Below are 25,749 nucleotides of genomic sequence, written 5' to 3' on the forward strand. Positions count from 1 at the left end.
TTATGCCTTCAGCTCCATCACGGTTTTACCAATGCGCACCGGGGTGCCCGGGTCAATGGCCATGGTGCGGGTCAATTGATTACCCTGCACAAAGGTTCCGTTGGTGGAGCCGAGGTCTTCCAAAAACCAGCGACTACCTTGAGGGAAAAGTCTGGCGTGCCGACCCGAAGCATAATCATCTTCTAATACAAGTCCGGCGTCCTGGGCCCGGCCAATCAACAGTGGTTGGCCACCCAGTTGAATGGTGCGTCCGGCTAACGGCCCTTCGGTTACCACGAGTTTGGTAGCTAATGCCCGCGTTGGTGGTAGGGGTGTATCAGTATTGGACGAAGAGACTGGTTCGTCTTTTTTCTTCCGTCGGGTCAGGCGTGCAGGTCGGGCAATCTGTAGGGAACGACCCTGGGATGTAACCACAGAGAATACAAAAATCCACAGTAGGGCAAGCAGCCCAAATCGCAGCGCAGTAATCGCCAATTCGCTCACGGGCTACCTCCGGGGCTGGGTTGTTGTATCGGGGGCGAGTCGGAAAATGATGGTTGTCCGACCGGCGGTAATAATATCACCGTGGTGCAAATCTACCGAGTTTCCCGCTTTCTGCCCGTTGACATAAAACCCATTGGTTGACCCCAGATCCACGGCAGACACACGGTCTCCGGCAACCCGTATTTCCAGGTGTCGACGCGACATTCCAGGATCGCCCACCGTGATGTCGACGTCCGAGGATCGTCCAATTACCGCAGATGCCGAGTTAATCGCATAGCGTGTGCCTTCAATTTCCACGACGGGCCGCCAACTGGTGCGATCCACCTGCATGCCTGGGTCTGTCATTTCAGTCGGTGGCTGTACTGCTGCCGAGGTGACCTGTTTATTCGGCGTATAGGTAATGGGCTGGCCCGGATCAAGGTCCTCAGCCGCCTCGGAACTCGAGGTGATTTCCATATCCCCGCGCTCGACATCTTCATCGGCCACAAAGGTCACACGTACTGGCCCAGAAAGGGAATAGCCCTGCACAGATGCATGTCGGATGGCCTCATCACAGAGTTCTTCGGCCAAAGCACGGCCCCATTGTTGAACCTGTGGGAAATCTTCTTCAGAAAACGCGATGGTGTACACGTTGGGCACAAGCGTGCGTTCTTGAGAAATGGTGACGGCGCGATGATCCATTTCAGTGCGCATCGCATTGGTTACTTCGACCGGCTTGATGCGTTTGGAGCCGCCCGCCGAGAAGATTTTCCGCACGCTGCGTTCCAGAAGGTTCTCTAGACCATCCAAGATGCCCACTCGGCACTCCTTCCAACGTGTTCATTTCAAGCCCGGCGGTAAATATCCCACAGTAGTTTGACGCCGAGTATTTGTCACATGCAGTTACATTTTCTCATATCACACTGCTCAATACACGAAGCGCTTAGTCAGCCCGGAAATATGAGGGTAAGGAAAATGTCGATTGGCGTTAGAGGGCTAATTGTGTTTATACTATAGATCGTGCTTACAGCCGATGCTGTAAAAACATGTCACTCGCGCGAGTGGCGGAATTGGTAGACGCGCTGGCTTCAGGTGCCAGTGTCTTCACGGACGTGGGGGTTCAAGTCCCCCCTCGCGCACCGAGTAGAAACAGCCTCTGAACGGAAGAAATTCTGGTCAGAGGCTGTTTTATTTTATTGGTCCAGCATATTCATGACGAGCGTGATCATCAATTTCTTTTCTTCAGGCTTGCTGATGGACAGTAATAGCGTCAGAGCGGCGAGTGCGCTATTTGATATGCGTAGCTGCCCCTGCGATCCACGTAGTAGCTCATTTTTGTTGAGGAAAGTCACGAAGAGGGCCGCAGCTGATCGTTTATTGCCATCTGCCATCGGATGATCCTTAATCACCAAATACAGCAGATTTGCTGCCTTTTCCTCGGCGCTCGGATAAAGGTCTTGACCAGCAAAGGTTTGATAGATGGTACTCACGATGCCTGCAAGAGCATCTCCGCGTTCTCTGCCGAAAAGAGTGTTCTCAGGAAATTGAGTAGCGAGCTCGTCGATAATCGAGCGAGCTTCCTCATACGTAAGTTGCCACCTGGGGGCGGTACCTTCGGGTGGAAGGAGAGTCTGTTCATCGTAACGTTGAAGCAGTCGTAACCCCGGCAAATAGTGCGAAAGTACTTCGGCAACGCCATTGAGGACATCATCCTCAGAACGCTGGAGGATCTCGACGACCGACCCCAGCTGCTCAAGGCGTCTGTGATTAATGGCGACACCTTGAACCAAGTATTCTTTGATCCGTTTAGTGGCCCAAATGCGGAACTTCGTGGCGGTAGCAGATCTAACCCGGTAACCAACCGAAATGATCATGTCCAGGTTGTAGTGCGGGATCGAACGCCGGACCGTTCGGGACCCTTCCTGGCGAACCTGTAAGAAATCCTGACAGGTTGCTACCTCTTGCAATTCCCCTTCTCTGTATACGTTTCGGATGTGCTGAACGATATTTTCACGCGTGGTGCTAAAGAGTCCGGCGAGTTGCTGTTGGGTCAGCCATACAGTTTCGCCTTGCAACCGAACATCGACTTGTGCCAGGCCGTCTTCCGAGGTGTAGAACAGTATCTCACTGTCTGAAGTACCTGTTGTTGTCATCGTTGTGCTCGCTTTCTCGCGCTTGTTGGCCCAGTCTAACGACGGGTACCTCGGCCGAGATCACAGCCAGGTGCGAATGTGGATTACTTCATGAATCACGACGGACGAAGGCTGCCATTACGGTGTTTTACGGCGCAGGGTCAGGGACGCAAGTATTAGCGCAGCAAGTGCAAATGCGGCGACGATCGACAACGGTACGAAAAGATCAGCGCCTGCATCACCTGAGGTGACCGCATTAATCGCATCGATCGCATGACTTAGCGGTAGCCAGTCCGAAATGGCTTCGAGCACATCTGGCATATCCTCACGTGGCATGAATAGGCCACCCAGAATGATCTGCGGGAAAACCAATAGTGGCATAAATTGCACGGCCTGGAACTCGGTGCGGGCAAAGGCACTGGCTAATAGACCAAGGGCTGTGCCCAAAATGGCATCAACGACGGCGACGAGGCCAAGCTGCCAGACCGGGCCCTCAACGGAGAGCCCGCACACGACCACCGCGAACGTCACGGTAATGACGGCTTGCAGTGTGGCCATGAGTCCGAAGGCCAAACCGTAGCCGATGATGAAGTCTGGTTTGTTCATCGTCGTCGTCATTAATCGTTCGAGTGTGCCCGAGCGACGTTCCCGAAGTGTGGTGATTGAGGTGATGACAAACATCAAAATAAATGGGAACAGTGCCAGTAGTGGGCCGCCGTAGAGATCAAAGACTCCGGGTTGGGCGTCAAAGAGCCAGGCGAAGAGTCCGACCAGCAGGCTGGGTGCAACCAGCAGTAACACGATGGAACGTGGATCGTGGCTGAGCTGTTTGAGCACGCGCGCGGTGGTTGCCAGGGTGCGATTCGGACTCATGACGGCTCCTGCTGCGCGGCGTGTTTGCCATGAGGCTGATCTGATGGGCCCTCGGAACGCGTGATGAGTGCAAGAAATGCGGCATCGGGATTGTCTGTGCCGGTGTCTTCCAACAGACCGGTGGGGGTGGTGTCGGCGATGATTGATCCGTTGCGCAGCAGCAGCAGACGGTCACAGCGCGATGCTTCATCCATGACGTGGCTGGTGACCAAGACGGTGATGCCGCTCTCGGCGAGGCTACGAAACAACATCCAGAGTTCTTGACGCAGTGTTGGGTCGAGCCCGACAGTGGGTTCATCAAGCACGATGAGCTCGGGTTCGCCGAGTAGGGTCACCGCAAGGGAGACTCGACTGCGCTGTCCGCCGCTGAGATGCACCACTAAACTGCGCATATGCGAACTCAGCCCGACCTCTTGTGCCACCCGCTCGGTTTCCTCACGGTCGGCACCGACAATCCGGGCGAAGTATTCGAGATTCTGTCGCACCGTGAGATCGTCATACACGGATGCGGCCTGGGTGTCGTAGGAGACTAGACGTCGCAGTGCACGAGTGCCCGCCGGTTGTCCGAGAACCTCGACGGTGCCGCCTTGAATCTTTTGCACCCCGACGACGGCGCGCATCAACGTGGTTTTGCCGCAGCCAGAGGGCCCGAGTAATCCGGTGATCTGGCCACGAGGGATTTCTAGATTCAGGCCGTCGAAAACCACCGTGCGACCGCGTTTGATTCGAAGGTTGCGGATCGTGACCGCAGATGATGCATGAACCGACGAAGAGTCGGCCAACTTTGGTGGCATAGGATAATCATTCCACGCCCAACTCACATGCTCAATACCTTCAAATTTCGTGCGCACGATGCAATGAAAGTCGTTGTATGTCCCACGCTACGAAAAAAAGACGTTATGGCAATACTCGTCGTGGAGACATCTCAGGTCGAATCATGACAGAGCGTAGGGCGCACAATCCAGGCAAACGAAACTATAATGTGTACACAGAGAGTACATATTTAAGCAGGACGGGGTGGTCATGACCAAGAATGTTGGAGTGCGTGAGTTTCGTCAGGATCTTGCTGATTACATAGACGGAGACGAGCCTGTGACGGTTACCCGACATGGTCATCCAGTGGGTGTGTTCATTCCAACTCGTGGTGACCGAGCGGAAATTATTACAGCCTATGAAACGGCGACTAAGAGGCTGCATAAACTTATGGCTGAGTCTGGAGTCGGTGAAGACGAGATAATCGAAGAGTTCGACGCCGTTCGGAAAGGCAACGTCAGGTCGCAGCCAGAGGCGTCCTAAGCCTGATGATGGCTTCACGAATTTTCCTCGAGTGCCCGATCTGGACTGTTGATCAGGATTTCTTCGGCGTCGGCATAGCAACGTGGACGAGTCGGACTGTCGAACTCTATTTTCGTAGTTGAAATTTTGCAGCACAGGGATCCGTGGTTCGTTAAGTCCAGTTGCTGCGGATGAGTCGTTGAAACTGCTCTGAGCTATGGAGCCCATGCAATGGCACGGATGGGTGAACCATCAAGCCCTTGCAAGGAAAGAGGAAGAATGCTCATCTGCACCTGAAGGGGGAGTTTGGTGAGGTTGCGAAGGTTTTCAACGATGATGCCACCGCTGCCTAGCCAGAACTGGTGGACGGGGAAAGTGTCGGCCGCCTCGGCTGTGGGGTCGGGGCTCAGCGTGTCCACACCTAGAACTCGGGCGCCCCGCTGCCAGAGGAGTTCCGCCAGACCTACTTCTATATAGGGGTGGCGTTCTCGCTGCGGTGTATGAAAATACTGGTCCCAGCCGGTCACGATACACACAATATTTGGCAGCTGATTCGGGATCTGGGCCAGGTTGTCGCGGCCGATGGGTTGTTCGGCTGCTGCTTCGTGGCGCAGCTGGAGGACCGTGGCGGAACCGTGGAGAAGTGCGACATCTAATTGGTCAACAGTTTGCCCGTTTGGGATGCTGTGTGAGGGTGCATCTAAATGCGTCCCGGTGTGGGTGCCAAAGTGCAGTCCGGTGACTTCTGCACCATCGGCCGGGATAGTCAGCGCTGAGTCGAACTCAACCTGTGGATCTCCCGGATAGATCGGCATGCCCGGATAGATGGGGTGGCTGAGATCAAACATCGTCATTGTGGTGACTCCCAAATGAGCGAGGCTGCGGATCGTAAGGCGGCAACAAAGGCAGTCTCATGATCGGTGGCGTTGTCATAGGAGCCGGTAAGGCCTGCTAATTCCAAACTGACGAGACCGTGAATATAGGCCCACAGTCGATAGGCTCGCATATTCGCTTCGGAGGTTTCCAGCTGTGCGGCACGTTGCACAGCGGTCACGAGCATGCCAAATGTTTCATCAACGTGTTCGGTCGTGTCAGAACCGTAGACGTCGTTGAACATCACTCGATAATAATGCGGATTGTCCAGTGCGTTGGTTCGATAGGCTTTTCCCAGCTCCAACAGATCCGCTGCGGGGTCATCGGTGTGGGCTACGGATTGTAGATGCTCGGCAAATCGCGTAAAGCCTTCGATAACGACGGCTTCGATGAGGGCTTCGCGACTACCAAAGAGTGCATAGATGGCGGCGGTGGTGGTGCCAGCTGCTGTGGCAACTTTGCGCATCGATAGTGCCTCGGCGCCTTGCTGGGCGATGATCTCTGAAGAAACCTCAAGCAGTCGTCGTCGAACCGTTTCGTCGTGGATTCGTGGTCTAGCCATTTTCTGAGTCTATAGTATTGCGCGACGTTTTATTACAGTGTTATATTACACTGTAAGGAAACGTTACCCCGAGGGTGTCTGCAATGTTTGAACTCTCTGATCCAGCTCGTATCACCGCTGGCTTCGTGTTATTAGCAGCTATTACCGTGACCACCGGCGGCTACCTGCTGACCCGGATCTCGCAGGGAAAAATGGAAGCCACGGGCTTCCAGAAATCGTTTTACCGTGCGGGCCATGCCCATGCGGGTGTGCTCATTATTCTTGGACTGGTGTGCCTCATACTCACGGAAGCCTCGTCGCTGACCGGTGGTTGGCTCTGGCTGAGCCGAACCGGCGTGCTGATTTCCGCCATCTTGATGCCAGCGGGATTTTTCTTCTCGGCCATGGGCAAAGGACGAACACAACCCAGTGCGTGGATCACCTTACTGTGGATCGGCGCGGTATTTCTGATCTCGGGACTAGCAGCCTGTGGGATCGGGTTGCTCGTCAGCTAGGTTTAGATTCCAGCGAGATGACCACATAAGTCTCTGGTTCCTAGGGCTGGCCTGTTCAGGCAGCTAGGCTGCAGACAATGATTCTGCTGCCTTCAAGCAGCTTGGGCTATCGAAAGGAAACCGTCGACGTTGTCTGTACCGCTGAGCATTCTCGATCTTGTCTCCATCTCTGAAGGATCCACCGCCCGCGATGCGATTACTGCCTCGATGGCTTCGGCCAAACTCGCCGATGATCTCGGGTATCGACGTCTGTGGTTCGCAGAACACCACAACACTCCAAACCTAGCGGCCAGCTCCACCGCACTGCTGATTTCTCAGGCTGCAGCGGTCACTGAAAAGATTCGGGTCGGCTCCGGTGGCGTGATGTTGCCAAATCACGCACCGCTGATGGTTGCTGAACAATATGGCACCTTGGCGAATATGCACGGGGATCGCATTGACTTGGGACTGGGCAGAGCCCCCGGCACCGATATGATGACGGCGCAGGCCTTGAGTCGATCATCTGCTGAGCCCCAGGCATTTGCGCAGAATATTTATGACATGCAAGGGTGGTTTGGCGAAAACGGCACCGCGTATAGCGTGCCCATTGTCTCGGCAGTTTCAACAAATACCAATGTGCCCATCTGGGTCCTGGGATCAACCGTCAATGGTGCGTCAATTGCAGGACAATTAGGCCTACCGTTCTCGATTGCATCGCATTTTGCTCCCGATCAAATTGACCAAGCTATCCAGGTGTACCGCGAAGCATTTACTACCGAATCAGCCACAGCCCAGATTGAGGAACCATATGTCATGGCGGGCATCAATGTGATGGTCGCCGATACCGAGGAACAAGCCGAGCGCGAGTTCACTGTGGTCCAGCAAATGTTCCAGGATATCCACACCGGACAACGCCGACGGCTACAGCCACCGGTGGAGCCTCATCAGCTCACCGGCGTCGGCGCGGCGGAGCATTCAATGCTGCGTATTAAGGCTGTTGGCTCACCTCAGACGGTGAAAACTCAGCTTGATGACTTCGTGGCACGAACCGGGGCGGATGAGCTCATCACGGTCACTTACGCCTATGACCCAGCGGTCCGTGACCGGTCCTATGAATTATTGGCAGACGTCTGGTTCTAATCGCAGCTCGATGAACTAGAGTCTTGGGCAATCCAAGGTGAGCATGATGGCTGAGGCAGACGAATTTCTTGAATCCATATGGCAGTCGATGACCGATGCGGCGACACTGCCGGGTCACGGGTTGTCGCTGATGAATGTCGCGACCATCGGTCGCAATGGTGGGCCCCGGGCGCGATCCGTCATTTTGCGTGACTTTGCGCGCTCGCCGGAACGCCTTTGCTTTGCCACACACGCTTTATCAGAGAAAGTGGCAGAAATTCGAGCCAATTCAGCAGTCGCAGCGACCTGCTACGACCGCAAGCGGTCATTACAACTGCGCTTCGAAGGCACAGCTACGATTATTGCGGATGATGCTGAGCGCTGGCGCGCTTGGCAACGCCTGGCACCCCACAGTCAGCAACAGTACGTTTCGCTGGCCACCCCAGGTGCGCCATTGACAACTCATGAGCCCCTTGAAGATGATGCATCGACTGCGTTTCAACGTTTCGCCTGGATCAGTCTCGAGTTGCGAAGTCTGGAGTGGCTAGCCCTCAGTACTGCACCGCATACTCGCTGGCAGTTCGAGCTGTTAAGCAGCGGCTGGAACGGTCAGCGCGTCATCCCATAGGCACCTATTGTTTGAGGGCTTTGACGATGCGTGTTAGGACAAAACCGCCGACACACGCCAGCGGGATGCTTACGGCCAGTAATGCAACAGTATTGGGTTCAAAACGGGTGGTGCCGTTGCGGGTAATGTAGGCGCCCACCGGTACGGACATACCGCCACCACCGCCGCCACTTCCGGTATCACCGGTCTTTTCGGGGTCGTTACTGTCAGCCTCTCCGCCACCGAAACCAAAATTGACGAGCGCGACCGGAATGGTCGTGGCACCGTCCACTTCGATGGGTGTTCCATAAGAATTCTTGACACCGATGTTGGAGAGTTTTTCGGCCAATTGCGCTGTAAGTGGTTCCATGGCTTCAGTTTAACGGTCCCAAACCCAAAAATGCAGGAGATCGGGAGATGGTTTGTGTGAAGCAAGCTCGGATCATGACGTCAAACAATACAGACTGTCTGGGTGGCCGTAACATTTACGGTATCCGTTCGGAGCACAACCAGGCGATGAGCTGGCAGAATCATTGCAGAATATGAAAATCGCTGCAATGACAACAGTGCGATGCATCACTCAGGCGATAGGGTTGGTGAAGTTGTAACCATGTAGAGACCACGTGACAAGGGCGTCATATGAAAGACACGCTACGCATCGCCGGGGTATACGTCGGCACCATTATCGGAGCAGGGTATGCCTCTGGCCAGGAAATCCTGCAGTTTTTCACCGGCTACGGCTGGTGGGGCATCCTGGGCACCGTCGTCACCATGATCCTCTACCCGGTGCTGGGCTACTACCTGGTGGTGCTGGGCAAGCGGGTCAAGGCCTGGTCGCATAAAAGCGTGATTTACCACATCTGCGGGAAGTATCTGGGCGTCGTCGTCGATATTCTGCTGGCCTTTTTCCTCTTTGGCGTGGGCGTGATCATGATCGCCGGTTCCGGATCGCTGTTCCAACAGCAATTCGGGATTCCACCTGTTGCCGGATATGCACTCATGACGGCGTTGGTGATTGCCGCACTGTTGCTGAGTTTGCGCCGGGTGTTAGACATCATCAGTATTTTGGCACCGTTGGCCTTCGTGTTGATCATCGCGCTCGCAGCCTATGCCGCCGTAACTGCGGATACTTCGGGGGTGGATTTGGAGGCCGTGGCGGCCACACAGCAGGAATTGGCCTCCCCTCACTGGTTGCTGTCGGCATTTTTGCACGTGTCCTTTAACGTCGCGATTACGGTGAGCATCCTGGCGATCATAGGGGCCACCGAGCGGAACTATAAGGCAGCCAAACGCGGGGCGGTCCTGGGTGGTATTCTGCTGGGCCTCATCGCACTGGTGATCAATTTGGCCCTGTACCTGAATGTTGATGAACTCGTTGGCACCGATATGCCGATGCTGATCATCGCCACCGAATTACACCCCTTCATTGGGGTCGCGATGTCGCTGGTGCTGTTGGCCATGATCTTCAATACCGCAGTCCCGACGTTATATAGCTTTACCGCGCGGTTTTTCACCGTTGAGACCCGCAGCTTCCGCATTGCCGCGGTCCTCGTTGGTCTTGCAGCCTTTGGCCTTGGGTTCGTTGGGTTTACCACGCTGGTGGGCACGGTATATCCGCTGTTGGGCTACCTGGGATTCGTGATCTTTATTTCTATGGCGGTCAACCTAATCCGGACTCGACGAAAACCGGTGGAAGCCGAGCAATTTGTGTTTACCGACTAGCGGTTGTTCTGTGCAGGCCCCTGCCGCTGACAAGGCGGGTGGGGTAGTCTCGGTGATACAACACTGACGTGACGGAAAGGACATTCCGATGGTCGCAGTTGTTGAAACCCGCGCCCTGACGAAACTCTACGGTCGACATTTGGCGGTCCAAGATATCGACTTGCAGGTGCACCGCGGATCGGTCTTCGGTTTGATCGGACCCAACGGGGCTGGCAAAACCACGGTATTGCGCATGCTGGTGGATATTATTCGTCCTAGCGCCGGCGAATTGACGGTCCTGGGGGATTCGCCCCGCCGGGCGGGCGCTGGCATGCGGCGTCGCATCGGGTATCTGCCAGGCGATGTGAACCTCACCGCCCGGCTCTCCGGGCGCACATTTTTACACCACATTGCCCAGCTCAGTGGCACGGTTGCCGAACGCAAAATTGACCAGCTCGCCGAGCGACTCGAACTGGACATGACCCGTCCGGTCCGGGATCTGTCCAAGGGCAATAAACAAAAACTGGGCCTCATCCAGGCATTCATGCACGAACCCGAGCTGCTCATCTTGGATGAGCCGACCAGCGGTCTGGACCCGCTGATGCACGCGAATTCTTGGCCATGGTGCGTGAAGCCTCCAGTGCGGGCCAAACGGTTGTGCTCAGCTCGCATATCTTGAGCGAAATCCAACACGCCGCCGACGACGTTGCAGTGCTTGCCCAGGGCAGAGTGGTCGCCCACGGCGATGTCGCGTCACTGCGGCTGACCAGTGTGGCCCGGCTGGGCGCGGTGATCGCCGACGTCGATGCGGTCACACTGCACACACGCATGCACGCACTGGAGCAGCTGGAAGATCTTCATATCCAATCCACCGGAGACGAACACGTCCATCGGTTGACCGCAACCATTCGCGGCGACATTGATCCGGTGGTCAAAGCGCTTGCCGCATTCCGGGTTCGAGACTTGACCGTGGAAGAGCCCGATCTTGAAGAGTCCATCATCGATCTCTATTCTCGAACGGAGCAGGTCCAATGACGCATGCCACTCCACAAGCGAGTAGAACAACAACCTTTGGCCGGGTGTTCCTTCGTCTGGTCTTTGATGGCTGGCGAGGCATGCTCGGTTGGATCATCGGCATTGCCGCCGTGCTGGGACTGTACCTGCCGCTCTACCCCTCAATCGCTTCGCCGCAGATGACCGAACTGCTCAATAATCTGCCGACCGAACTCGTTGAGGTGCTTGGCTATGACGATATTGTCACCGGGGCAGGATATACCCAGGCCACGTTCTTTGGGCTGCTGGGCTATGTGCTCATGGTCATTGCCACAACAGCCTGGGGTGCAGCCTTCATTGCCGGCACCGAAGAAACCGGTCGGCTTGAACTCACACTGGCCCATGCGGTCGGGCGGGTGCAATACGCCGTGGAAAGTATCGCAGCACTATTAGCAAAAATCTTGGTCCTGGCGCTTGTGGTTTATGTGATGATCTGGGCGCTGAATGAACCATCTGAGCTCAACTTATCGGCGGTCAACCTGCTGGCCGGAACAATCGCCTGGGCAAGTTTGGGGCTACTATCCGGCACCGCCGCGTTAGCCATCGGTGCGCTGAGCGGCCGCAGAATGTGGGCGATTGCAGCCGGTGCCGGCATTGCGGTGATCAGTTACGTGTTCGACGCCGTAGGCAACACCAATAAAGACCTCCAGTGGCTCTACAATCTCTCGCCTTATCACTGGGCCTACGGCAATAGTCCACTGGCCGAAGGCTTCGACTGGCCCGGATTTGCTCTCGTGTGGGCACTATGTGCCATATTCATCGGGCTCACCATCGCTGGTCTGGCCCGGCGTGACATCCTGGGCTGATCCTGCGGGATAGTCAGGACGACGGCGGCCATGGTAGCAACCAGTGATGCGCTCATGATGACGCCGATCAGTCCCGGCATTCGGGACATGACAGTGAAAAAGCTTGTGGGCCCGTGATGATCACGGGCCCACAAGCCGGTGTGTTGATCCGGTTGTTCAGGCGGAAGGTCGGTCAATACTGAACAACCGAAGACTTATTGCACTTCAGACCATCATGGATGGCGCGTTGACTGAACTAGGCGTTTGCGACAACTGACTGCTGGGCGCGAACGCTCTGCATGGCGGCGCCCCAGACGATGAGCTGGTCAAACATTGGCCCAACTGAAGCAGCCTGGAGTTCGGTTGGTTTGAAAGTCGAGAAGTTTTCGAAGTCGGTGAACAGCGAGAACATGCCCTGTTTCTGGACGTGAGCGATCTGGAGTTCCGACAGAATACCGCGTAGGTGCTCAACAGCGCGAACACCGAAAGCCGATCCATAGCCGACAATGCCAGCGGCCTTGTTATTGAGCTCAGGGTTCAAGTACGACAGAGCATTTGCCAGGGCTGGAGTTACCGAGTGGTTGTATTCACCGGTCACGAAAACGTAGCCATCAAATTCGGCCATTTTGGCGGACCAAGCCTTGGAGTGTTCCTTGGTGTTTTATCCTGGGAAGGATTCGTCAAATACGGGCAGATTGTAATCAGCGACGTCGACCAATTCGTATTCTGCGTCGCCACGCTGTGCAGCGTAGTCGACCAACCAGTCGGCGACACCGCGGTTGATGCGGCCTGGGCGGGTGGAACCGGTAACGATAGCGATTTTCAGCACGGATATCTCCTGGGATCAAAACTCATGTAGTTCAAATTTGAATTATTTGACTTCTTGAGTATGCCATCCTGAGAAACTTGACGCAAATTTCGTTGCCCTGTGGGTGAAATTGCTAGGGTGGTTGTGGCTACACTCCCAGCTGACTACTTGTTATAAGGACCCTATGGCCCGGCCAAATTCAATAGAAGTCTTTCGCACCTTCCTCAAACTTGGTCTGACCTCCTTTGGTGGGCCGGTAGCTCACCTGGGGTATTTTCGTAATGAACTCGTGATCCGTCGCAAGTGGCTAACCGAAGAGCATTACGGCCAGCTGGTCGCGCTGTGTCAGTTTCTGCCCGGTCCTGCATCGAGTCAGGTAGGTTTCGCGCTGGGGCTGCTGCGAGGCGGATACCGGGGTGGCTTAGCCGCATGGGTCGCATTCACTGTGCCCTCGGCCCTGCTGTTGATTTTATTTGCCATCGGTGCAGTGAATCTGGACGGCGCTGTTGGCCAAGGCCTGATGGTCGGGCTGAAAGCCGTAGCGGTTGCTGTTGTCGCCCACGCAGTGTGGGGTATGGCCAAAGCTCTCACACCGGATGTCCGTAGGATCGTTATCGGACTCGCTGCCGTGGGACTTGCACTGTTCTTGCCAGGAAATTTGGGGCAAATCGTCGCCATCGTAGTCGGTCTAGTCCTGGGCATGCTGTGGTGCCGCAACATTTTGGGCTCCAGCCTGCCACCGTTGACCGTGGCGATTTCCAAGCGCGTAGGGATAATCTGTGCTGCGTTATTTGTCGTGCTCCTGGTCGGGTTACCCGTCCTGACGGCCATACTGGAAAACCCGTGGGTGAGTTTGACCGATGCGTTTTATCGCGCCGGAGCACTAGTTTTCGGCGGGGGACACGTGGTGCTACCGCTATTGCAAGGCGAGCCTGCGGTGGTGGAAGCGGTGACTCAAGATCAATTCCTGGCTGGTTATGGTGCCGCTCAAGCCGTCCCCGGACCATTATTTACCTTTGCCGCCTACTTAGGATTTGAGATGGGCACTGGATCGGCTCCCTGGCTCAGCGCTACAGTCGCACTGGTCGCAATTTTCCTGCCCGGCATCCTGTTGTTACTGGCGGTTCTACCGTTTTGGGGCCAACTCCAACAGAACAGTCTGGTCCGGGCTGGCGTGGCCGGTGCAAATGCTGCCGTGGTGGGCATCCTTGCTGCAGCACTGATCCATCCAATCATCACATCAGGCATCACTGGTATCGCACCATTGATCATTGCGGTCGGGTGTTTTGTGCTCCTGATGTTTGCAAAACTGCCCGCCTGGGCCGTGGTCCTGATTGGTGGGCTGGGTGGTGTGCTCGCTGCTGTGTCGGACATTGGGATGGGTTGGGGATAAGCCGAAGATTCGGCGCTGGGATGCTCGAATCGTTGATTCGGGGGTCTATGGCGTAGACTGCCAACAGCCAGCTGATCGGGAACTTCCCCATCGGTGCCGGCCAGTACCGCGTTGAGTGGCCTTTGTATAGTCGCTCCGCCTGTGCCAGGGCCGGGTCTTCCATTTACCCGGACGGATTCATTTTTCGTGACTTCTCTTGATTACGCCGCCAAAACTGGCGGTTCATCCACTATGCCTTCTTCTGCAATTGATAGTTCAGAAAACGGCTTTACCCAACTTGGTGTTCCTACCGAACTCGCCGCCGCCCTTGCGGCACAAGACATTACCTCTCCTACCCCAATTCAAGCCGCAACGCTGCCAGATTCACTGGCCGGTCGCGACGTGTTGGGCCGCGGGCGCACCGGATCGGGCAAATCGATTGCCTTCATGCTGCCCACTACCGCCCGGCTGAATAACGGCGGAACTGCAACGGCTCGACGTCCGCGCTCACTTGTGCTGGCACCGACCCGAGAGCTAGCGCTGCAACTTGCCGAAACCTTCGAACCGCTGGGCGCTGCAAGCGGCCTCAAATCCGCCACCGTATTCGGTGGCGTAGGACAAAACCCACAGGTCAGGGCATTACGCCGCGGCGTTGATGTGTTGGTCGCCTGCCCGGGGCGCCTGCTTGATCTGATCGGTCAAGGCCACGCCGATCTATCAGAGATCGAAGTACTCGTCATCGACGAAGCCGATCACATGGCGGATATGGGCTTTTTGCCGCTGGTCCGACGTATCCTGGATCAGGTGCCGGCCAGAGCTCAGAAGATGCTGTTCTCCGCCACGCTTGATGCCGGTGTCAACGGCCTGGTGAAGCGCTACCTGAAAAACCCGGTCGCGCATGAAGCGGATTCTGCGGTGTCACCGGTGGCCAAAATGGATCACCACGTCATCACGGTTGATTCGGATGAACGGCTTCGCACCCTGGCCAACCTGTGTGCAGCCGAAGGCCGCACCATCGTCTTTACCCGCACCAAACACGGCGCCAAACGCACGGCCAAACAACTGCGCCAACGCGGCGTGACCGCGCTGGAACTGCACGGCAACCTGTCGCAAAATGCGCGAACCCGCAACCTGCAGGCCTTCCATGACGGTGCTGCCGGAACCCTGGTGGCCACCGATATTGCGGCTCGTGGCATCCACGTTGACGACGTTGCTCTGGTGGTCCACGCTGATCCACCGGCTGAGCACAAAGCGTATTTGCATCGCTCTGGCCGAACTGCCCGCGCTGGCCAAGCTGGCACGGTCATCACTTTGGCGCTGCCAGATCTCACCGGGGAAGTCCACAAGCTGATGCGCGCGGCAAAGATTTCCCCGACCCTACACGATGATGGGGCTACCCGCGATCTGCTCGACGAATTAGTCCCCGGACCACGCCAATTCTTGGAACCCGTCGAGCTTGCTCGTCAACTGGATCTCGCCGTTCCCGCTGCACAACCTGCGCAACGCAACGGACGACCACGTCGTAGCCCTGACCGTGAAGACACCCCTCGTGGTGGCGGCGGCCAGCGCTCCCGGAATCGCCGCGGCCGTTCACACGGCGATCAGAAGCCTTCGGGCCAACGAGCCACGTCCGGGCGTCGTCGTGGCAATCGCCGTCGGACCGACGGGCCAGCAGCTCACTAACGCCTCGACGCAAATGCGCCAGTCAGGTGGAAGATTCTTTCCACTGACTGGCGCATTTTTGTTATGCCGTGGCTTTTACTGTTGCGGTCCCGACGGGTAGCCGCCCGGCTGCGCACCGTAGCCACCATAGGGTGGGGTGCCGGGTTGTTGGCCATAGGGTGGCTGCTGCGGTTGCTGGTACCCGAATTGCTGTGGTGCTGGCTGAGTCGGGGGAGTCCCGGGCGTCTGGGCCTGATGCGCATCAGAAGTTTTTGGCGCGGTATAGATCATGATCCCGGCCAACAGGACCAGTGACATAAACAGCATCCAGATCACCGAGAAACTGGTGTGTTGCAGTGTGAAGAACCCCAGCAGTGCGGTGGTGCGGCCGATCATCATGAACGCAGCACCGAAACTGACCGCGATAAAGAAGAACCGCATCCAGGCAGAAGGTTTGAGCAACTGCAGGATGGACAAGGTGACGGTCGCCAGGAATAGCAGCAGGATCATCCACCCACCCGAGGCCAAATGCGAGCTCGAGGGGACACCGAAACCGCCCACACTCGGGCCAAAGAAAAAGCCAAACAACGTCATGAACGCGGCGCCACCGGTAACGAATAGGCCCCAAGTGCGTGCGCTGTTCAAGTTAATCGGGGTGTGCTGCCGTGGTCGCGGCTGGAACGCCTGACCATAAGCCTGACCGTACGGTGGCTGTTGACCATATGGCTGCTGTCCGTAACCATAAGGCGGTTGCTGTTGCTGGTAGCCGTAGGGCTGCTGACCGAAGCCACCTGGTGGTGCCTGGTGTTGCTGCTGGGATTGGGAATGCTGGGACGCAGATGACGACGTCGCCCCTGGCCAACCCCAGATCGGTTCACCGTGCTGCGCTTGGCCGGAGGCAGCGTCTTGCTGTGCGGCATCCGGCATCGGCATGGTTGCTGCAGACTCTTCGGCATCGGAGGACGTGGCATCAGCGGCGTGAGCTTGAGCAGTTGGATCCGGCATGGCCCACGGCTGGTGGGGTTGGTCAGACTCTTCTGGAGTCGCGGCGTCCTCGGCCTGATCGGTCGCGGCAGGATCGTCACTGCGCGGGTGATCGGCAATCGTCTCGGTGACATCGACTTCGGCCTCATCATTGACCGGATCCGGTTCCGGGCCGTCAGCTTCGCCGTCGGCGGGTTCCAGTGTTGAGGTCTGAGCCTCGGCAGCCTCCGCGGGCTCAAAAACTTTCGTCGCATCGTCGTCGGCAGCAGGCTCTTGCGTCTGAGCGGTCACGGCTTGTGCAGCGGTCTGTTCTGCCTGACGATCCCGAATCCACCCGGCGAGCCCCGGATACACGTTGGGGTGAGCCAGAATGTCATCCCAAGATTCGGGGTGACTCTGCGCGAGTTCTTGGAGTCGGTGCGGGGAAATGGCCGGATCGGTCAGATCGACCGGATCCTGAGGGGAGTGCGTCATCTGCGGTGTCCTTTGATGCTCATCAAGACGTGCCTGAGTTCTATTGTGACGGTGTCGCAGCGCTCCAGGTGGCGTGGAAACCTGAGACGTTGACACCGCATGAAGAGTCTAGCTGAGCCAAATAACGCGTCATACTGTAAGTAGTCACACAGTTTAGGATAGATTTTGATTCGCAACCGTGCGCGTATAACAGTTGCATATATTTGGGCGGCGTCGCGGGGTGAAACCCGCCGCCGTATTGTATGAGTAGAACATATGGCTGACGAAAACACACCACAGCATCCGGACCCATCGCATCACAACGATGACGAGGCCTCCACACACCAACAAACCAACGAGCAGACCCAGGCGTTACCGTCACTTGCCGACGACGCCGAGGGGACTGCAGCGCGCCGTGACGACGCCGACACCGATGGTGCAACCTGGCAGGCTGATTCCGCAGCAACCGATCCGGCTGACGACGAGCAGACGCAAGACGACGACGTCGCAGCCGGCGATGAACTCGCCGAGCATGCGGCGAGTGATGATGAGGCCACTGATGAGGTGGGGCAACAACCGGCCGAAGATGCTCAGCCGGCCCGGAGCGTGACCGAAGAGGTCGATCCCGAAACGCGCATGCTGCAACAGATTGCCGCTCTCAAAGCTGACGACGCGCCCACCGATGAGGCCGAAGCAGCGGCTGCTGCTGAGACTGCAGGCGACCAGGACTCGGGTGAGGAAGCCGCAGTGCAGGAAACTTCTGTGGATGACACGCAGGACGATGCCGTGCCACACACCACGGTGGTCTATGATGCTCCGCTGAGTGCTGAGTCAGCCGATCAGCCAGACCAGACCCAGGCGATGCCGCCGATCTCGGTGGCGGCAACAAGCGGTTCAACCGCTGGGCCCAACGAGCCTGCTCCGACCGGGCGTACGAAGAAACGCCGCTGGCCGTGGTTGCTGGTTGGCCTGGTGGTCCTATTGGGCGGCGGCTACGTGGCTGCTGCATTTGCCACCCAGGATTCCCTACCCGCGACCTTGACGGTCGAAGGTGTTGATGTGTCTGGACTGTCGGTCGAAGAGGCCGCGCCGAGGTTAGAAGAGGCCTTTGCTCAGCGCGCCCAGCGCGAGATTTTGGTGACCGTTGCAGACCAGGAAGCAACGCTGATTCCTGCGGAATCCGGCTACAGCTACGACGTCGATGCGACCCTGAATGACCTCACGGATCTGACATTCAACCCGGTGGATCTGTGGGCACGGATGTTTGGCGAGGCCCACGTGTCGGCCCAGAAATCTGTGGATGAGGAAACTTCATCCGAGACAATTGCCGGGCTAGCCGAACAATTGAGCTTTGATCCAACGGCGGGCTCGGTGGTCTATGAGGGCGCCGAACTGGAGTACACCGAGCCGATTCATGGTTTCACCGTGGACGACGAAGCCCTGACCGAACTGGTGGCTGAAGAATGGTTGGGCGAAGCAACCGAACTGACCGCACCAGGTGAGGCTGAGGCCCCTGCGGTCTCGGCCGAGCAGTGGGAACAATTTGTTGCCGACACCGCCCAACCGCTGGTGGAGGGCAACTATTCGGTCACCGCCGATGATGCGACCACCGAGCTGACCCCTGCCCAATTGGGATCCGCTGCCGAAGTGCGCGTTGAAGGTGCCGCCGAACAAACCGCCGCCACCGACCAGGCCGAGGACGAGACCTCCCAAGAGCCCGAATCGACCGAATCCGAGGATGACCAAGGCGTGCGCCCGGTCTTGATCTTGGATGGCGAAGCCCTTACTGACGCGCTGGCCGAGAATAACTCCGAGTTTGCCTCCACGAACGAGGACGCCACCGTGCGGCTGACCGGCAGTGCGGGCTCGGCCCGTCCAGAAGTTGTGCCCGGCTCCACCGGGCGCGGCGTCGACAATGAACAAGTCGTGGATGAGATCCTGGCGGATCTGCGCGGGGAGCAAACCCGTGCCATTACCGTGGAGCTGCACGAGGTCGAACCCGAAGTCACCACCGAAGATGCCGAAGCCTGGGACGTCAACCATATCGAGGCCGAATACGCCACCCCGTACCCGCCACAGGATGGCCCTCGGACCGCCAACCTGCGGGTCGGCGCAGACCGCGTCAACGGCACCGTCGTCATGCCCGGCGAAGAATTCAACCTCGATGCCATCCTGGCCCCGATCACCGCGGCCAATGGCTACCACTCATCCGGTGTTGTCGAATCCGGGGTGACCACCAATGCGATTGGTGGCGGACTGTCTCAGATCGCCACCATGTCCTATAACGCCGGGTTCTTGGGTGGCATGGAAATTATCGAACACAAACCCCACTCCCGCTGGTTTGACCGCTACCCGCAAGGCCGCGAATCCACGTACTGGGAAGGCCAAATCAATGTTCGGTGGAAAAATGACACCGACGCACCCGTGATTGTGGAAATGTGGCTGGCCAATAACCAAGTCCACACCCGACTGTGGGGCTCGAACTACTACGACGTCTCAACCACCACCTCAGACCCGTATAACTACACAGCATCCCCAACTATTCGCAATAACGACTCCGAATGCATCGCCGAAAGTGGCGGCCGCCAAGGCTTCACCGTTGATGTTCACCGCACCAAGACCCCGGCCGGTGGCTCACCGATCGAAGAATCCTGGCGTTGGGCCTACTCTGGCTGGCCAACCGTTATTTGTGAGTAACACTTCACGCCCGCGGCGTCTGCGCGCCGTGACCTATGCGGTGATACTGTGCTGTGCGCTGGGGGTGCTGGCCGCAACCCCGGTGCTGGCGACCTCCACGATTCTGCGCACCGAATTGGGCATCCTGCTCACCGGTGCCACCGCTCGCGACGCCACGGTTGCCGAATCCCCGGAATTCACCGCCGAAGTCATCACTGGCTTACGCCTGGACCCTGCCTGGATCCAGGACGCCGCCCAGGCCACCGGCATCTCCGAACGCGCACTGGCTGCCTATACCGCCGCAACCCTGACCATCCAGCACGAACACCCCGAATGCAACATCGGGTGGAATACCCTGGCAGCCATCGGCTATGTCGAAACCCGCCACGGCACCATCTACGGATCAGCACTGGATGACGACGGCGTGGCCGTGCCTGCCATTACCGGCCCGGCACTGGACGGCGGACAGTTCAAGGGCATTCCCGATAGTGACAACGGCGCACTGGACGGCGACACCACCTGGGACCGGGCGGTTGGACCAATGCAATTCATTCCGCAAAGCTGGGAAATCTACGGCCGCGACGGCAACGGCGATGGCATTGCCGACCCACAAAATATTGATGATGCGGCACTTAGCGCCGCCGCACTGCTGTGCGCCAGAGGCGGAGATCTGACCAACACGACCAACTGGATCCGTGCCGTGCACGCCTATAACCAAAGCATTGAGTACAACCACAAGGTCGTTGATGTGGCCAACCACTATGCTCACGCTGCCCAATGAAGCTTTCAGACCGGTCGTTGAAGATGAAGAGCGCAATTTCCTGCTGCAAGGGTTGAGGGGATTCTTCACGGGTGGTGCTGGTGTTGCCGCGCCGAAACATTCGAATCTGTAAAAGAGAATGGACAGATGGACGCTGGAGATACTGTGAGCCACGGAGGAGTGCTTTCGAGGCGACGGAAAATTTTTGAGAGTGTGGTGGTGTTGGTTTTTGCCGTCCTGCTTGTGGCAATGATGTACGTGTTTCTGCAGCCGTGGTTGGACACGAAAGGTCAGCAGTGGGTGCAGTGCGACGTGGTCGATGTTCTCGACATGTCACAGCGAAACAGTGTCGCGTTGTGGGGTGGAGCGTCCACCGGTTCCGTCATCGGTGGTGGTGTGGATACTCTGCAACAAATCGTCCTAGATCCAGAATAGTGAGTACGGAATGTCTAATTGGCGAACAACGAGTCGATCGAGCCTGATCTTAGCCATTATAGTTTTCGGGCTTTTTTCTTGCTCGCGTTTGTAGGCCCGGTATTTATCTCTGAACCTGACCACGTAGGCTGGATCGTTCTAGTAAGCGTAGCGGCGTTTGTGATATTTTTCGGACTCGCAAATTTACACCTGCGGCCGAAGTACTATGTGTCCGGTTGGATAATACTTATCGTATTCGTCTTGGGGTATGTGGTGTTATTTTTTCTGCGTGGCAGTGACATCCGTCCCGATTCGCATTGGTTCTTCATTAGCCCACTGGGTTATATTTTCGCAGCACTCGTTATTAAGCCGCCCGACAAGATGGAGCAGAAGGCATCTTTGCGCAGCCTGTCGGGTGGTTACGAGTTGCAGTGCTGGTCCTCGAAATCTCAAATCTCGCCACCAACGGGGGACTTTCGTGAACTGGTTCGACGCCTTGACGGTGTGAAATTGACTCTCGTGCGCGTGACACGGAAGACCCACTGCTTGGAGATCGCTGGCGGCGCGGAAGGGCGCTGTGTTTTATATTATTCGGCTGATTTTCGTGATGACAATACTTGGTTTGTCTACACCGGTACAGTGAGTGAAACCGAGCCTGGAGATAAGGAGCAGCTGATGTTTCTAGGAGACATCAAAGGTTATATTCGAGAGAACCTCTGGTGCTACGCAGATGAGGCACAGCAGGTAGTAGAAGACTTCTTGAGGCACGGGTCTATCGACACCGGCACTAATTCTCGATGGATAAACAGGGGCCCTATGGCTGGCGGGTTACGTCCGAGCTTGCCTGTCATAACATCTGATACCTGAAATCTACAACAGAGATGTACTTTCACCAGACGTGCTCAGAGTGAACGCGAACAACGAAGATCCTCAGCTTTTTCACAGGCCAGAATCCTCGTCACGCTTGGGCTGTCGACAAATGGTACGGAAGAGCCCCGAATGCCCAAGACGTTCGCCCAGTCGAATGACCCAAACCTCAGTTTGGGCTACTGCTATGGGTACGATACCTGGAACTCCCAGAACTCTAGAACCTGCTGGACGCGCGACTGGCGAATTAACCCGGGGCGGAGTTGCGATGGAGTTAGGGAACGATCATGCTGTGGACGCAAGATCAGCTTCGGTACATGAAGCATTTGAGTCCGATGATTCCCACCCCGAGGATCATGCTCAGATTGCAGGGAAGAGATTTTCCCAAGGCGCTAGCGCTCCCACGTTAGGACTTCGTACAAAGTAACAAGGACCAGAGGCGCCTTGTAGCGTCATCTGATGCGAGTGGACAAACAACGCACCCCAAATGTTGAGGTAAATTCTTACCGAGCTTGGTTGTGTTTTTTGTAACGGTTCCAATTCTTTTGACATCACCGTTCAAGGATGGTTGGAACAGTCCTTGGAAGTGGTGTGTGGTATTCGAGACAAAAGATTGCGGACGAATCAGATATGTTGATGGTGTTACCACCGAAATTGTGGATTTCTGGTGGGAAGACATGATGCACCGTTGATGCCTACCAGGATAAGCTCCCAGTGATCATCACCTGAGACGGATACAGTCTTTCGTGGTGATACGGATGATCCATGGAGCGGTATGAAATCGTTAAGCCCTCGAACCGACTTGCACAATTTGCGTGTCCTGTTCGGCAAACTTAGGACGTAGAAACCGGGGTCACCCACACCGCATCCACCGCGCCCGGTCCTAGCGTCAGGTGGGCATCGGGGGCCACAAGAGTCACCGTGTCAGAAAAGGGTGCGCCCTCGGCCAGCTCGACCACGGTTCCGTGTGCCACCCCGTGCGAAGCAAAATACTGCAGCAGCTCGGGATCATCGTCGGCAATTCGTTCGACCACCGCAGGCACACCCAAGCCCAGTTCGGTCAGCGAAATAGCGGTCAACTCGACAATGCTGCCATCGGCCGACGGAATCGGATCCCCGTGCGGATCCCGCTGTGGAAAGCCCAGGTACGCGTCAATCTTGTCGATCATAAAATCCGATACCGCGTGCTCTAGAACCTCGGCTTCATCATGGACCAGATCCCACGTGTACCCCAGCGCCTGGACCAAAAACGTTTCAATCAACCGGTGACGACGCACCATATCCACCGCGTGCGCTCGGCCAACCTCGGTCAGCGTGATGGCACTATACGGTGCATGATCAATCAACCCGGCCTCGCGCAGCCGCCGCAGCGCATCTGAGGTTGTCGACAAGGTGACACCAACTCGTTGAGCAATACTGGTGGCCGTGATCGGCTCATCGGACCACTCACCGGCCAACCAAATGGCCTTGAGGTAATCCTGTGTGGAATCAGAGAGCTGGTTGATCGTCATAAATGTTAACGTACCAAGATCGTTGAGTTTCCGCTGAAAGTAACCGTTTTTTGCGTCATAAGCATCTCCGGTTGACGACAAACGCTTCCCCTAGGTAGACAAAGTATTTCAAATCTGGAATACTTTTCTTCTGGAACATGTTGTAATCAATACGTGGTGCTAAATCGAAAACATGAACCAGCGCCGCGATCAACGTTATGGAGGAATACACACATGACTACTTTGACCCCAGGCAAATGGACCCTCGATGCTTCCCACTCAGAAGCAATGTTTAGCGTTCGTCACGCAGGTATCTCCCGCGTTCGCGGTACGTTCGAAGATTTCAACGGCTCCGCAACGCTGACCGAAAACCTCAACGGCTCGGTCATCAACGCTGAAGTCCAGGCCGCATCGGTCAACACCCGTAACGAAGGCCGCGACGAGCACCTGCGCTCGGCTGACTTCTTCGACGCCGAGAACCACCCGGTCCTGAAGTTTGAATCCCTCGAAGTGACCGACTTTGACGGCGAAGACTTCAAGCTGCACGGTAACCTGACCGTTCGCGGTGTCACCAAAGAAGTAGAATTCAAAGGCGAATTCGGTGGCCAGACCGTCGACGCATTCGGTGCAACCCGCGCAGGTTTCGAAGCCGAAACCGAAATCTCCCGTGAAGAATTCGGTCTGACCTGGAACGCTGCTCTTGAAGCCGGTGGCTTCCTGGTTTCCGATAAGGTCCGCATCACCCTGGACGTTTCCTTCACCAAAGACGAAGAGTAAAACTTCACGAGCCGTTTAGGCTCGCACGCCGTTCGGTGATCCATTGCGGATCGCCGGACGGCGTTTTTGCGTTAAAGTGAACATCATGACCGATCAGGCTGTCGAAACACTGTTTTTATCCACCATCCCCGGCGCCACGCCATCCAAGTGGGTTCACCGCTTCAAAGCTCGTGGCTCCGAAGTCACGTTGGTGACCCAGGACGAACACTCTCAAACCCTGTTTCTACAGCCCCACGATCCGCCGCGCTATCTGCCGCAGCTGGGTTATTTGCGTTGGCGAGCCGATCAGACCTGGCAGGAATTCGTTGCCGCCCACGGCTTGGATCCCGAAGACCTCCACCTCGTGCGACTCTACGATGAGTCACCCGTGATCATGGTGTCAAAGGATCACCTGCTGGCCGCCTGGACCGAGGACGACGGCGACGTCGGCACCGATGATCTAGAAGGTGAAACCTTCTGGAATCCAGCAGACTACGCCTCCGAGCCGGTACCCGATCCGCTCGATACACCCGAAGAGGTCGCTGCGGGGGAGCGGATGGCCATTCAATTGGTGGCCACCGGCTCGGGCTACACACTGCTGCCAGCCTCAGTAGCGCGCATGTTCGGTCAAAAAGACGTCGTCGTCCTGCCAACGAATATCCACCCCGGCTGGGAAGTCGGCCTGACCTGGCGGAAAGAAGCCGACTCCGACATGATCCAAGACTTCATCGGGGTCACCAAGGGGCGCCGCCCTCGCTCCAGCAGGTAACTGACCGGAGGTCGCCTAAGTGTTCGGCATTCCTGCGATAATGGTATCGATATCGATGAGCTCCGCCGAATCATCCCGTGCCCGGATCCCGGCGATGCCCGCCCTGTCACTCGGCACCAGCTCAATCGCACCACCCGGCCACGAATAGACCACCCCGTTTGAAACTTGGCTGTCGTGGGCTTGGCCCTGCAAAATAGTTCCGAATAACGTATGCGACCGTGGCATATCGGTCGTCTGCAGCACAGTGGGCCCAAGATGTTTCGTCTCACCAGCCTGAGTATCCCAGATGCTCGTCCACCAGTCCCGATTCTTGGCATTAGCAATATGCGGCATCGCAAGGGCATCCCGCCGCGTGGTGGCAAGCAGTTCTCGAGCCGACGGATACGGCCGATCAGAACCGGCCAGCTGAATGATCGTGCGATGTGTGGCATCTGGTCGAATGAAGGCTTCGTGCCAGGCAGCATGTTCGTAGTCTTCATCCACGACGCCGAAGCCCTGCTCGCATACCGCAGCGACCGCACTGGGCACATCGGAGACCAAAAACGTTATGTGGTGGGGGCTTTGGCCACGCTTGTCTAGAAATTGGGTTAGAAAGCCCTCTTCGGTGGGGTCGAGGAACTCGAGGTTGGTGCCATGCTCAGCAGAACCGACATACATCGTGAGGTAGCGAAACGCCTCAAGCGCTTCTCCCAAAATAGGTGTCGCACCGAATTGGCGTCGAAGATTCACCCCACAAGCCAGGGCATCCCGGACCGCAAAGGCTGTGTGGTCAAAATTGGCCTGCAGGTTGTGAGCTTCGCTTGCCATGTGTTTCTCCTTGGAA

At 56.8% G+C, this 25,749-nt stretch carries 28 protein-coding genes, 1 tRNA gene and 1 pseudogene; 18 read left to right on the top strand and 12 right to left on the bottom strand.

Features of this window, described 5'->3' with window-relative positions; genetic code table 11:
* Positions 1-483 (bottom strand): FHA domain-containing protein FhaB/FipA, encoded by a 483-nt coding sequence (locus A6F49_RS08645; RefSeq protein ID WP_043058104.1) that lies wholly within the window; start codon positions 481-483, stop codon positions 1-3.
* 3 nt (positions 484-486) lie between these two features.
* The gene (locus A6F49_RS08650; RefSeq protein WP_043058105.1) at positions 487-1,281 is read right to left on the bottom strand and encodes an FhaA domain-containing protein; all 795 of its coding nucleotides are present in this window, start codon (positions 1,279-1,281) and stop codon (positions 487-489) included.
* Between the two features lie 236 nt (positions 1,282-1,517).
* Here A6F49_RS08650 and A6F49_RS08655 point away from each other — a divergent pair.
* A tRNA-Leu gene (locus A6F49_RS08655) sits at positions 1,518-1,601 on the top strand.
* Positions 1,602-1,655: 54 nt separating this feature from the next.
* Here the strand turns inward: A6F49_RS08655 and rhuM are convergent.
* The 3 genes from rhuM to A6F49_RS08670 all read right to left on the bottom strand — a co-directional run bounded on the left by rhuM (position 1,656) and on the right by A6F49_RS08670 (position 4,261).
* The gene (rhuM, locus tag A6F49_RS08660) at positions 1,656-2,615 is read right to left on the bottom strand and encodes a virulence protein RhuM/Fic/DOC family protein (protein ID WP_043058106.1); all 960 of its coding nucleotides are present in this window, start codon (positions 2,613-2,615) and stop codon (positions 1,656-1,658) included.
* Between the two features lie 117 nt (positions 2,616-2,732).
* Positions 2,733-3,467, bottom strand: coding sequence for an ABC transporter permease (locus A6F49_RS08665; RefSeq protein WP_043058107.1), 735 nt, complete (start codon positions 3,465-3,467; stop codon positions 2,733-2,735).
* Positions 3,464-4,261 (bottom strand): ABC transporter ATP-binding protein, encoded by a 798-nt coding sequence (locus A6F49_RS08670; RefSeq protein WP_043058108.1) that lies wholly within the window; start codon positions 4,259-4,261, stop codon positions 3,464-3,466. The genes A6F49_RS08665 and A6F49_RS08670 overlap by 4 nt, the downstream gene beginning before the upstream one ends.
* A gap of 229 nt (positions 4,262-4,490) precedes the next feature.
* Here A6F49_RS08670 and A6F49_RS08675 point away from each other — a divergent pair, with 229 nt between their 5' ends.
* Both A6F49_RS08675 and A6F49_RS18870 read left to right on the top strand, forming a co-directional pair.
* Positions 4,491-4,763, top strand: a complete 273-nt coding sequence (locus A6F49_RS08675) for a type II toxin-antitoxin system Phd/YefM family antitoxin (RefSeq protein ID WP_043058109.1) — start codon at positions 4,491-4,493, stop codon at positions 4,761-4,763.
* An 8-nt stretch (positions 4,764-4,771) separates the two neighbouring features.
* On the top strand, positions 4,772-4,885 hold the full coding sequence (locus tag A6F49_RS18870) for a PIN domain-containing protein (protein WP_407643836.1): 114 nt from the start codon (positions 4,772-4,774) through the stop codon (positions 4,883-4,885).
* Between the two features lie 72 nt (positions 4,886-4,957).
* Here the strand turns inward: A6F49_RS18870 and A6F49_RS08680 are convergent, their stop codons facing one another.
* Both A6F49_RS08680 and A6F49_RS08685 read right to left on the bottom strand, forming a co-directional pair.
* Entirely contained in the window at positions 4,958-5,596 is a 639-nt protein-coding gene (locus A6F49_RS08680; RefSeq protein WP_043058110.1) for a cyclase family protein, read from the bottom strand.
* Positions 5,593-6,177 (bottom strand): TetR/AcrR family transcriptional regulator, encoded by a 585-nt coding sequence (locus tag A6F49_RS08685; RefSeq protein ID WP_043058111.1) that lies wholly within the window; start codon positions 6,175-6,177, stop codon positions 5,593-5,595. Before A6F49_RS08685 ends, A6F49_RS08680 begins: the two co-directional genes overlap by 4 nt.
* Positions 6,178-6,260: 83 nt before the next feature.
* Here A6F49_RS08685 and A6F49_RS08690 point away from each other — a divergent pair, with 83 nt between their 5' ends.
* The 3 genes from A6F49_RS08690 (at position 6,261) to A6F49_RS08700 (ending at position 8,397) form a co-directional block, all read left to right on the top strand.
* Positions 6,261-6,671, top strand: a complete 411-nt coding sequence (locus A6F49_RS08690) for a membrane protein (RefSeq protein WP_043058112.1) — start codon at positions 6,261-6,263, stop codon at positions 6,669-6,671.
* A gap of 129 nt (positions 6,672-6,800) precedes the next feature.
* The gene (locus A6F49_RS08695; RefSeq protein ID WP_043058113.1) at positions 6,801-7,790 is read left to right on the top strand and encodes an LLM class flavin-dependent oxidoreductase; all 990 of its coding nucleotides are present in this window, start codon (positions 6,801-6,803) and stop codon (positions 7,788-7,790) included.
* Between the two features lie 43 nt (positions 7,791-7,833).
* A complete protein-coding gene (locus tag A6F49_RS08700; RefSeq protein WP_082911692.1) occupies positions 7,834-8,397 on the top strand; it encodes a pyridoxamine 5'-phosphate oxidase family protein in 564 nt (187 codons plus the stop codon).
* A 4-nt stretch (positions 8,398-8,401) separates the two neighbouring features.
* Here A6F49_RS08700 and A6F49_RS08705 read toward each other — a convergent pair whose 3' ends face one another.
* Complete coding sequence (locus tag A6F49_RS08705; RefSeq protein WP_043058114.1) at positions 8,402-8,746, bottom strand: spore germination protein GerW family protein; 345 nt, start codon at positions 8,744-8,746, stop codon at positions 8,402-8,404.
* 269 nt (positions 8,747-9,015) lie between these two features.
* Here A6F49_RS08705 and A6F49_RS08710 point away from each other — a divergent pair, with 269 nt between their 5' ends.
* From A6F49_RS08710 to A6F49_RS08720, 4 genes are all read left to right on the top strand, one after another.
* On the top strand, positions 9,016-10,098 hold the full coding sequence (locus A6F49_RS08710) for a YkvI family membrane protein (protein WP_043058115.1): 1,083 nt from the start codon (positions 9,016-9,018) through the stop codon (positions 10,096-10,098).
* An 88-nt stretch (positions 10,099-10,186) separates the two neighbouring features.
* Positions 10,187-10,756 carry an ABC transporter ATP-binding protein gene (locus A6F49_RS18435; RefSeq protein WP_235604927.1) on the top strand — a complete coding sequence of 190 codons (570 nt, stop codon included), beginning with the start codon at positions 10,187-10,189 and terminating at the stop codon, positions 10,754-10,756.
* Entirely contained in the window at positions 10,753-11,112 is a 360-nt protein-coding gene (locus tag A6F49_RS18440) for an ATP-binding cassette domain-containing protein (RefSeq protein WP_235604929.1), read from the top strand. Before A6F49_RS18435 ends, A6F49_RS18440 begins: the two co-directional genes overlap by 4 nt.
* A complete protein-coding gene (locus A6F49_RS08720; RefSeq protein WP_043058116.1) occupies positions 11,109-11,936 on the top strand; it encodes an ABC transporter permease subunit in 828 nt (275 codons plus the stop codon). The genes A6F49_RS18440 and A6F49_RS08720 overlap by 4 nt, the downstream gene beginning before the upstream one ends.
* Before the next feature lie 235 nt (positions 11,937-12,171).
* Here A6F49_RS08720 and A6F49_RS08725 read toward each other — a convergent pair.
* Positions 12,172-12,744: pseudogene (locus tag A6F49_RS08725) on the bottom strand (NADPH-dependent FMN reductase).
* Between the two features lie 163 nt (positions 12,745-12,907).
* Between A6F49_RS08725 and chrA the strand changes: the two are divergent.
* Both chrA and A6F49_RS08735 read left to right on the top strand, forming a co-directional pair.
* On the top strand, positions 12,908-14,116 hold the full coding sequence (gene chrA / locus A6F49_RS08730; protein WP_043058117.1) for a chromate efflux transporter: 1,209 nt from the start codon (positions 12,908-12,910) through the stop codon (positions 14,114-14,116).
* A 186-nt stretch (positions 14,117-14,302) separates the two neighbouring features.
* Complete coding sequence (locus tag A6F49_RS08735) at positions 14,303-15,778, top strand: DEAD/DEAH box helicase (protein ID WP_052504895.1); 1,476 nt, start codon at positions 14,303-14,305, stop codon at positions 15,776-15,778.
* Positions 15,779-15,853: 75 nt separating this feature from the next.
* Here the strand turns inward: A6F49_RS08735 and A6F49_RS08740 are convergent, their stop codons facing one another.
* A complete protein-coding gene (locus tag A6F49_RS08740; RefSeq protein WP_043058118.1) occupies positions 15,854-17,215 on the bottom strand; it encodes a variant leucine-rich repeat-containing protein in 1,362 nt (453 codons plus the stop codon).
* 255 nt (positions 17,216-17,470) lie between these two features.
* Between A6F49_RS08740 and A6F49_RS08745 the strand changes: the two genes are divergently transcribed.
* The 4 genes from A6F49_RS08745 (at position 17,471) to A6F49_RS08760 (ending at position 21,911) form a co-directional block, all read left to right on the top strand.
* Positions 17,471-19,891, top strand: a complete 2,421-nt coding sequence (locus tag A6F49_RS08745) for a VanW family protein (RefSeq protein WP_052504896.1) — start codon at positions 17,471-17,473, stop codon at positions 19,889-19,891.
* A complete protein-coding gene (locus A6F49_RS08750; protein ID WP_235604932.1) occupies positions 19,884-20,651 on the top strand; it encodes a lytic transglycosylase domain-containing protein in 768 nt (255 codons plus the stop codon). The genes A6F49_RS08745 and A6F49_RS08750 overlap by 8 nt, the downstream gene beginning before the upstream one ends.
* Positions 20,652-20,849: 198 nt before the next feature.
* A complete protein-coding gene (locus A6F49_RS08755; RefSeq protein WP_150119436.1) occupies positions 20,850-21,065 on the top strand; it encodes a hypothetical protein in 216 nt (71 codons plus the stop codon).
* Positions 21,066-21,083: 18 nt separating this feature from the next.
* The gene (locus A6F49_RS08760) at positions 21,084-21,911 is read left to right on the top strand and encodes a hypothetical protein (protein WP_043058120.1); all 828 of its coding nucleotides are present in this window, start codon (positions 21,084-21,086) and stop codon (positions 21,909-21,911) included.
* 833 nt (positions 21,912-22,744) lie between these two features.
* Here the strand turns inward: A6F49_RS08760 and A6F49_RS08765 are convergent.
* Positions 22,745-23,422 carry a metal-dependent transcriptional regulator gene (locus A6F49_RS08765; protein ID WP_043058226.1) on the bottom strand — a complete coding sequence of 226 codons (678 nt, stop codon included), beginning with the start codon at positions 23,420-23,422 and terminating at the stop codon, positions 22,745-22,747.
* A gap of 213 nt (positions 23,423-23,635) precedes the next feature.
* On the opposite strand from A6F49_RS08765, the gene A6F49_RS08770 reads away from it, so the two are divergent.
* Positions 23,636-24,178, top strand: a complete 543-nt coding sequence (locus tag A6F49_RS08770) for a YceI family protein (RefSeq protein ID WP_043058121.1) — start codon at positions 23,636-23,638, stop codon at positions 24,176-24,178.
* A gap of 85 nt (positions 24,179-24,263) precedes the next feature.
* Positions 24,264-24,926, top strand: coding sequence for a LysR family transcriptional regulator substrate-binding protein (locus A6F49_RS08775; RefSeq protein ID WP_052504898.1), 663 nt, complete (start codon positions 24,264-24,266; stop codon positions 24,924-24,926).
* Positions 24,927-24,941: 15 nt separating this feature from the next.
* Here A6F49_RS08775 and A6F49_RS08780 read toward each other — a convergent pair whose 3' ends face one another.
* Positions 24,942-25,733: a VOC family protein gene (locus A6F49_RS08780; RefSeq protein WP_052504899.1), complete on the bottom strand. Its 792-nt coding sequence runs from the start codon at positions 25,731-25,733 to the stop codon at positions 24,942-24,944.
* Positions 25,734-25,749: the final 16 nt, after the last annotated feature.

Source organism: Enteractinococcus helveticum (assembly GCF_001657475.1).
Classification (GTDB): Bacteria; Actinomycetota; Actinomycetes; order Actinomycetales; family Micrococcaceae; genus Yaniella; species Yaniella helvetica.

Excerpts from the sequence above, each read along its gene's own strand:
- rhuM (WP_043058106.1), bottom strand. The coding sequence starts at position 2,615 with ATGACAACAACAGGTACTTCAGACAGTGAGATACTGTTCTACACCTCG.
- A6F49_RS08665 (WP_043058107.1), bottom strand. The coding sequence starts at position 3,467 with ATGAGTCCGAATCGCACCCTGGCAACCACCGCGCGCGTGCTCAAACAG.
- A6F49_RS08670 (WP_043058108.1), bottom strand. The coding sequence starts at position 4,261 with ATGCCACCAAAGTTGGCCGACTCTTCGTCGGTTCATGCATCATCTGCG.
- A6F49_RS08675 (WP_043058109.1), top strand. The coding sequence starts at position 4,491 with ATGACCAAGAATGTTGGAGTGCGTGAGTTTCGTCAGGATCTTGCTGAT.
- A6F49_RS18870 (WP_407643836.1), top strand. The coding sequence starts at position 4,772 with ATGGCTTCACGAATTTTCCTCGAGTGCCCGATCTGGACTGTTGATCAG.
- A6F49_RS08680 (WP_043058110.1), bottom strand. The coding sequence starts at position 5,596 with ATGACGATGTTTGATCTCAGCCACCCCATCTATCCGGGCATGCCGATC.
- A6F49_RS08685 (WP_043058111.1), bottom strand. The coding sequence starts at position 6,177 with ATGGCTAGACCACGAATCCACGACGAAACGGTTCGACGACGACTGCTT.
- A6F49_RS08690 (WP_043058112.1), top strand. The coding sequence starts at position 6,261 with ATGTTTGAACTCTCTGATCCAGCTCGTATCACCGCTGGCTTCGTGTTA.
- A6F49_RS08700 (WP_082911692.1), top strand. The coding sequence starts at position 7,834 with ATGATGGCTGAGGCAGACGAATTTCTTGAATCCATATGGCAGTCGATG.
- A6F49_RS08705 (WP_043058114.1), bottom strand. The coding sequence starts at position 8,746 with ATGGAACCACTTACAGCGCAATTGGCCGAAAAACTCTCCAACATCGGT.
- A6F49_RS08710 (WP_043058115.1), top strand. The coding sequence starts at position 9,016 with ATGAAAGACACGCTACGCATCGCCGGGGTATACGTCGGCACCATTATC.
- A6F49_RS18435 (WP_235604927.1), top strand. The coding sequence starts at position 10,187 with ATGGTCGCAGTTGTTGAAACCCGCGCCCTGACGAAACTCTACGGTCGA.
- A6F49_RS08720 (WP_043058116.1), top strand. The coding sequence starts at position 11,109 with ATGACGCATGCCACTCCACAAGCGAGTAGAACAACAACCTTTGGCCGG.
- chrA (WP_043058117.1), top strand. The coding sequence starts at position 12,908 with ATGGCCCGGCCAAATTCAATAGAAGTCTTTCGCACCTTCCTCAAACTT.
- A6F49_RS08740 (WP_043058118.1), bottom strand. The coding sequence starts at position 17,215 with ATGACGCACTCCCCTCAGGATCCGGTCGATCTGACCGATCCGGCCATT.
- A6F49_RS08745 (WP_052504896.1), top strand. The coding sequence starts at position 17,471 with ATGGCTGACGAAAACACACCACAGCATCCGGACCCATCGCATCACAAC.
- A6F49_RS08765 (WP_043058226.1), bottom strand. The coding sequence starts at position 23,422 with ATGACGATCAACCAGCTCTCTGATTCCACACAGGATTACCTCAAGGCC.
- A6F49_RS08770 (WP_043058121.1), top strand. The coding sequence starts at position 23,636 with ATGACTACTTTGACCCCAGGCAAATGGACCCTCGATGCTTCCCACTCA.
- A6F49_RS08775 (WP_052504898.1), top strand. The coding sequence starts at position 24,264 with ATGACCGATCAGGCTGTCGAAACACTGTTTTTATCCACCATCCCCGGC.
- A6F49_RS08780 (WP_052504899.1), bottom strand. The coding sequence starts at position 25,733 with ATGGCAAGCGAAGCTCACAACCTGCAGGCCAATTTTGACCACACAGCC.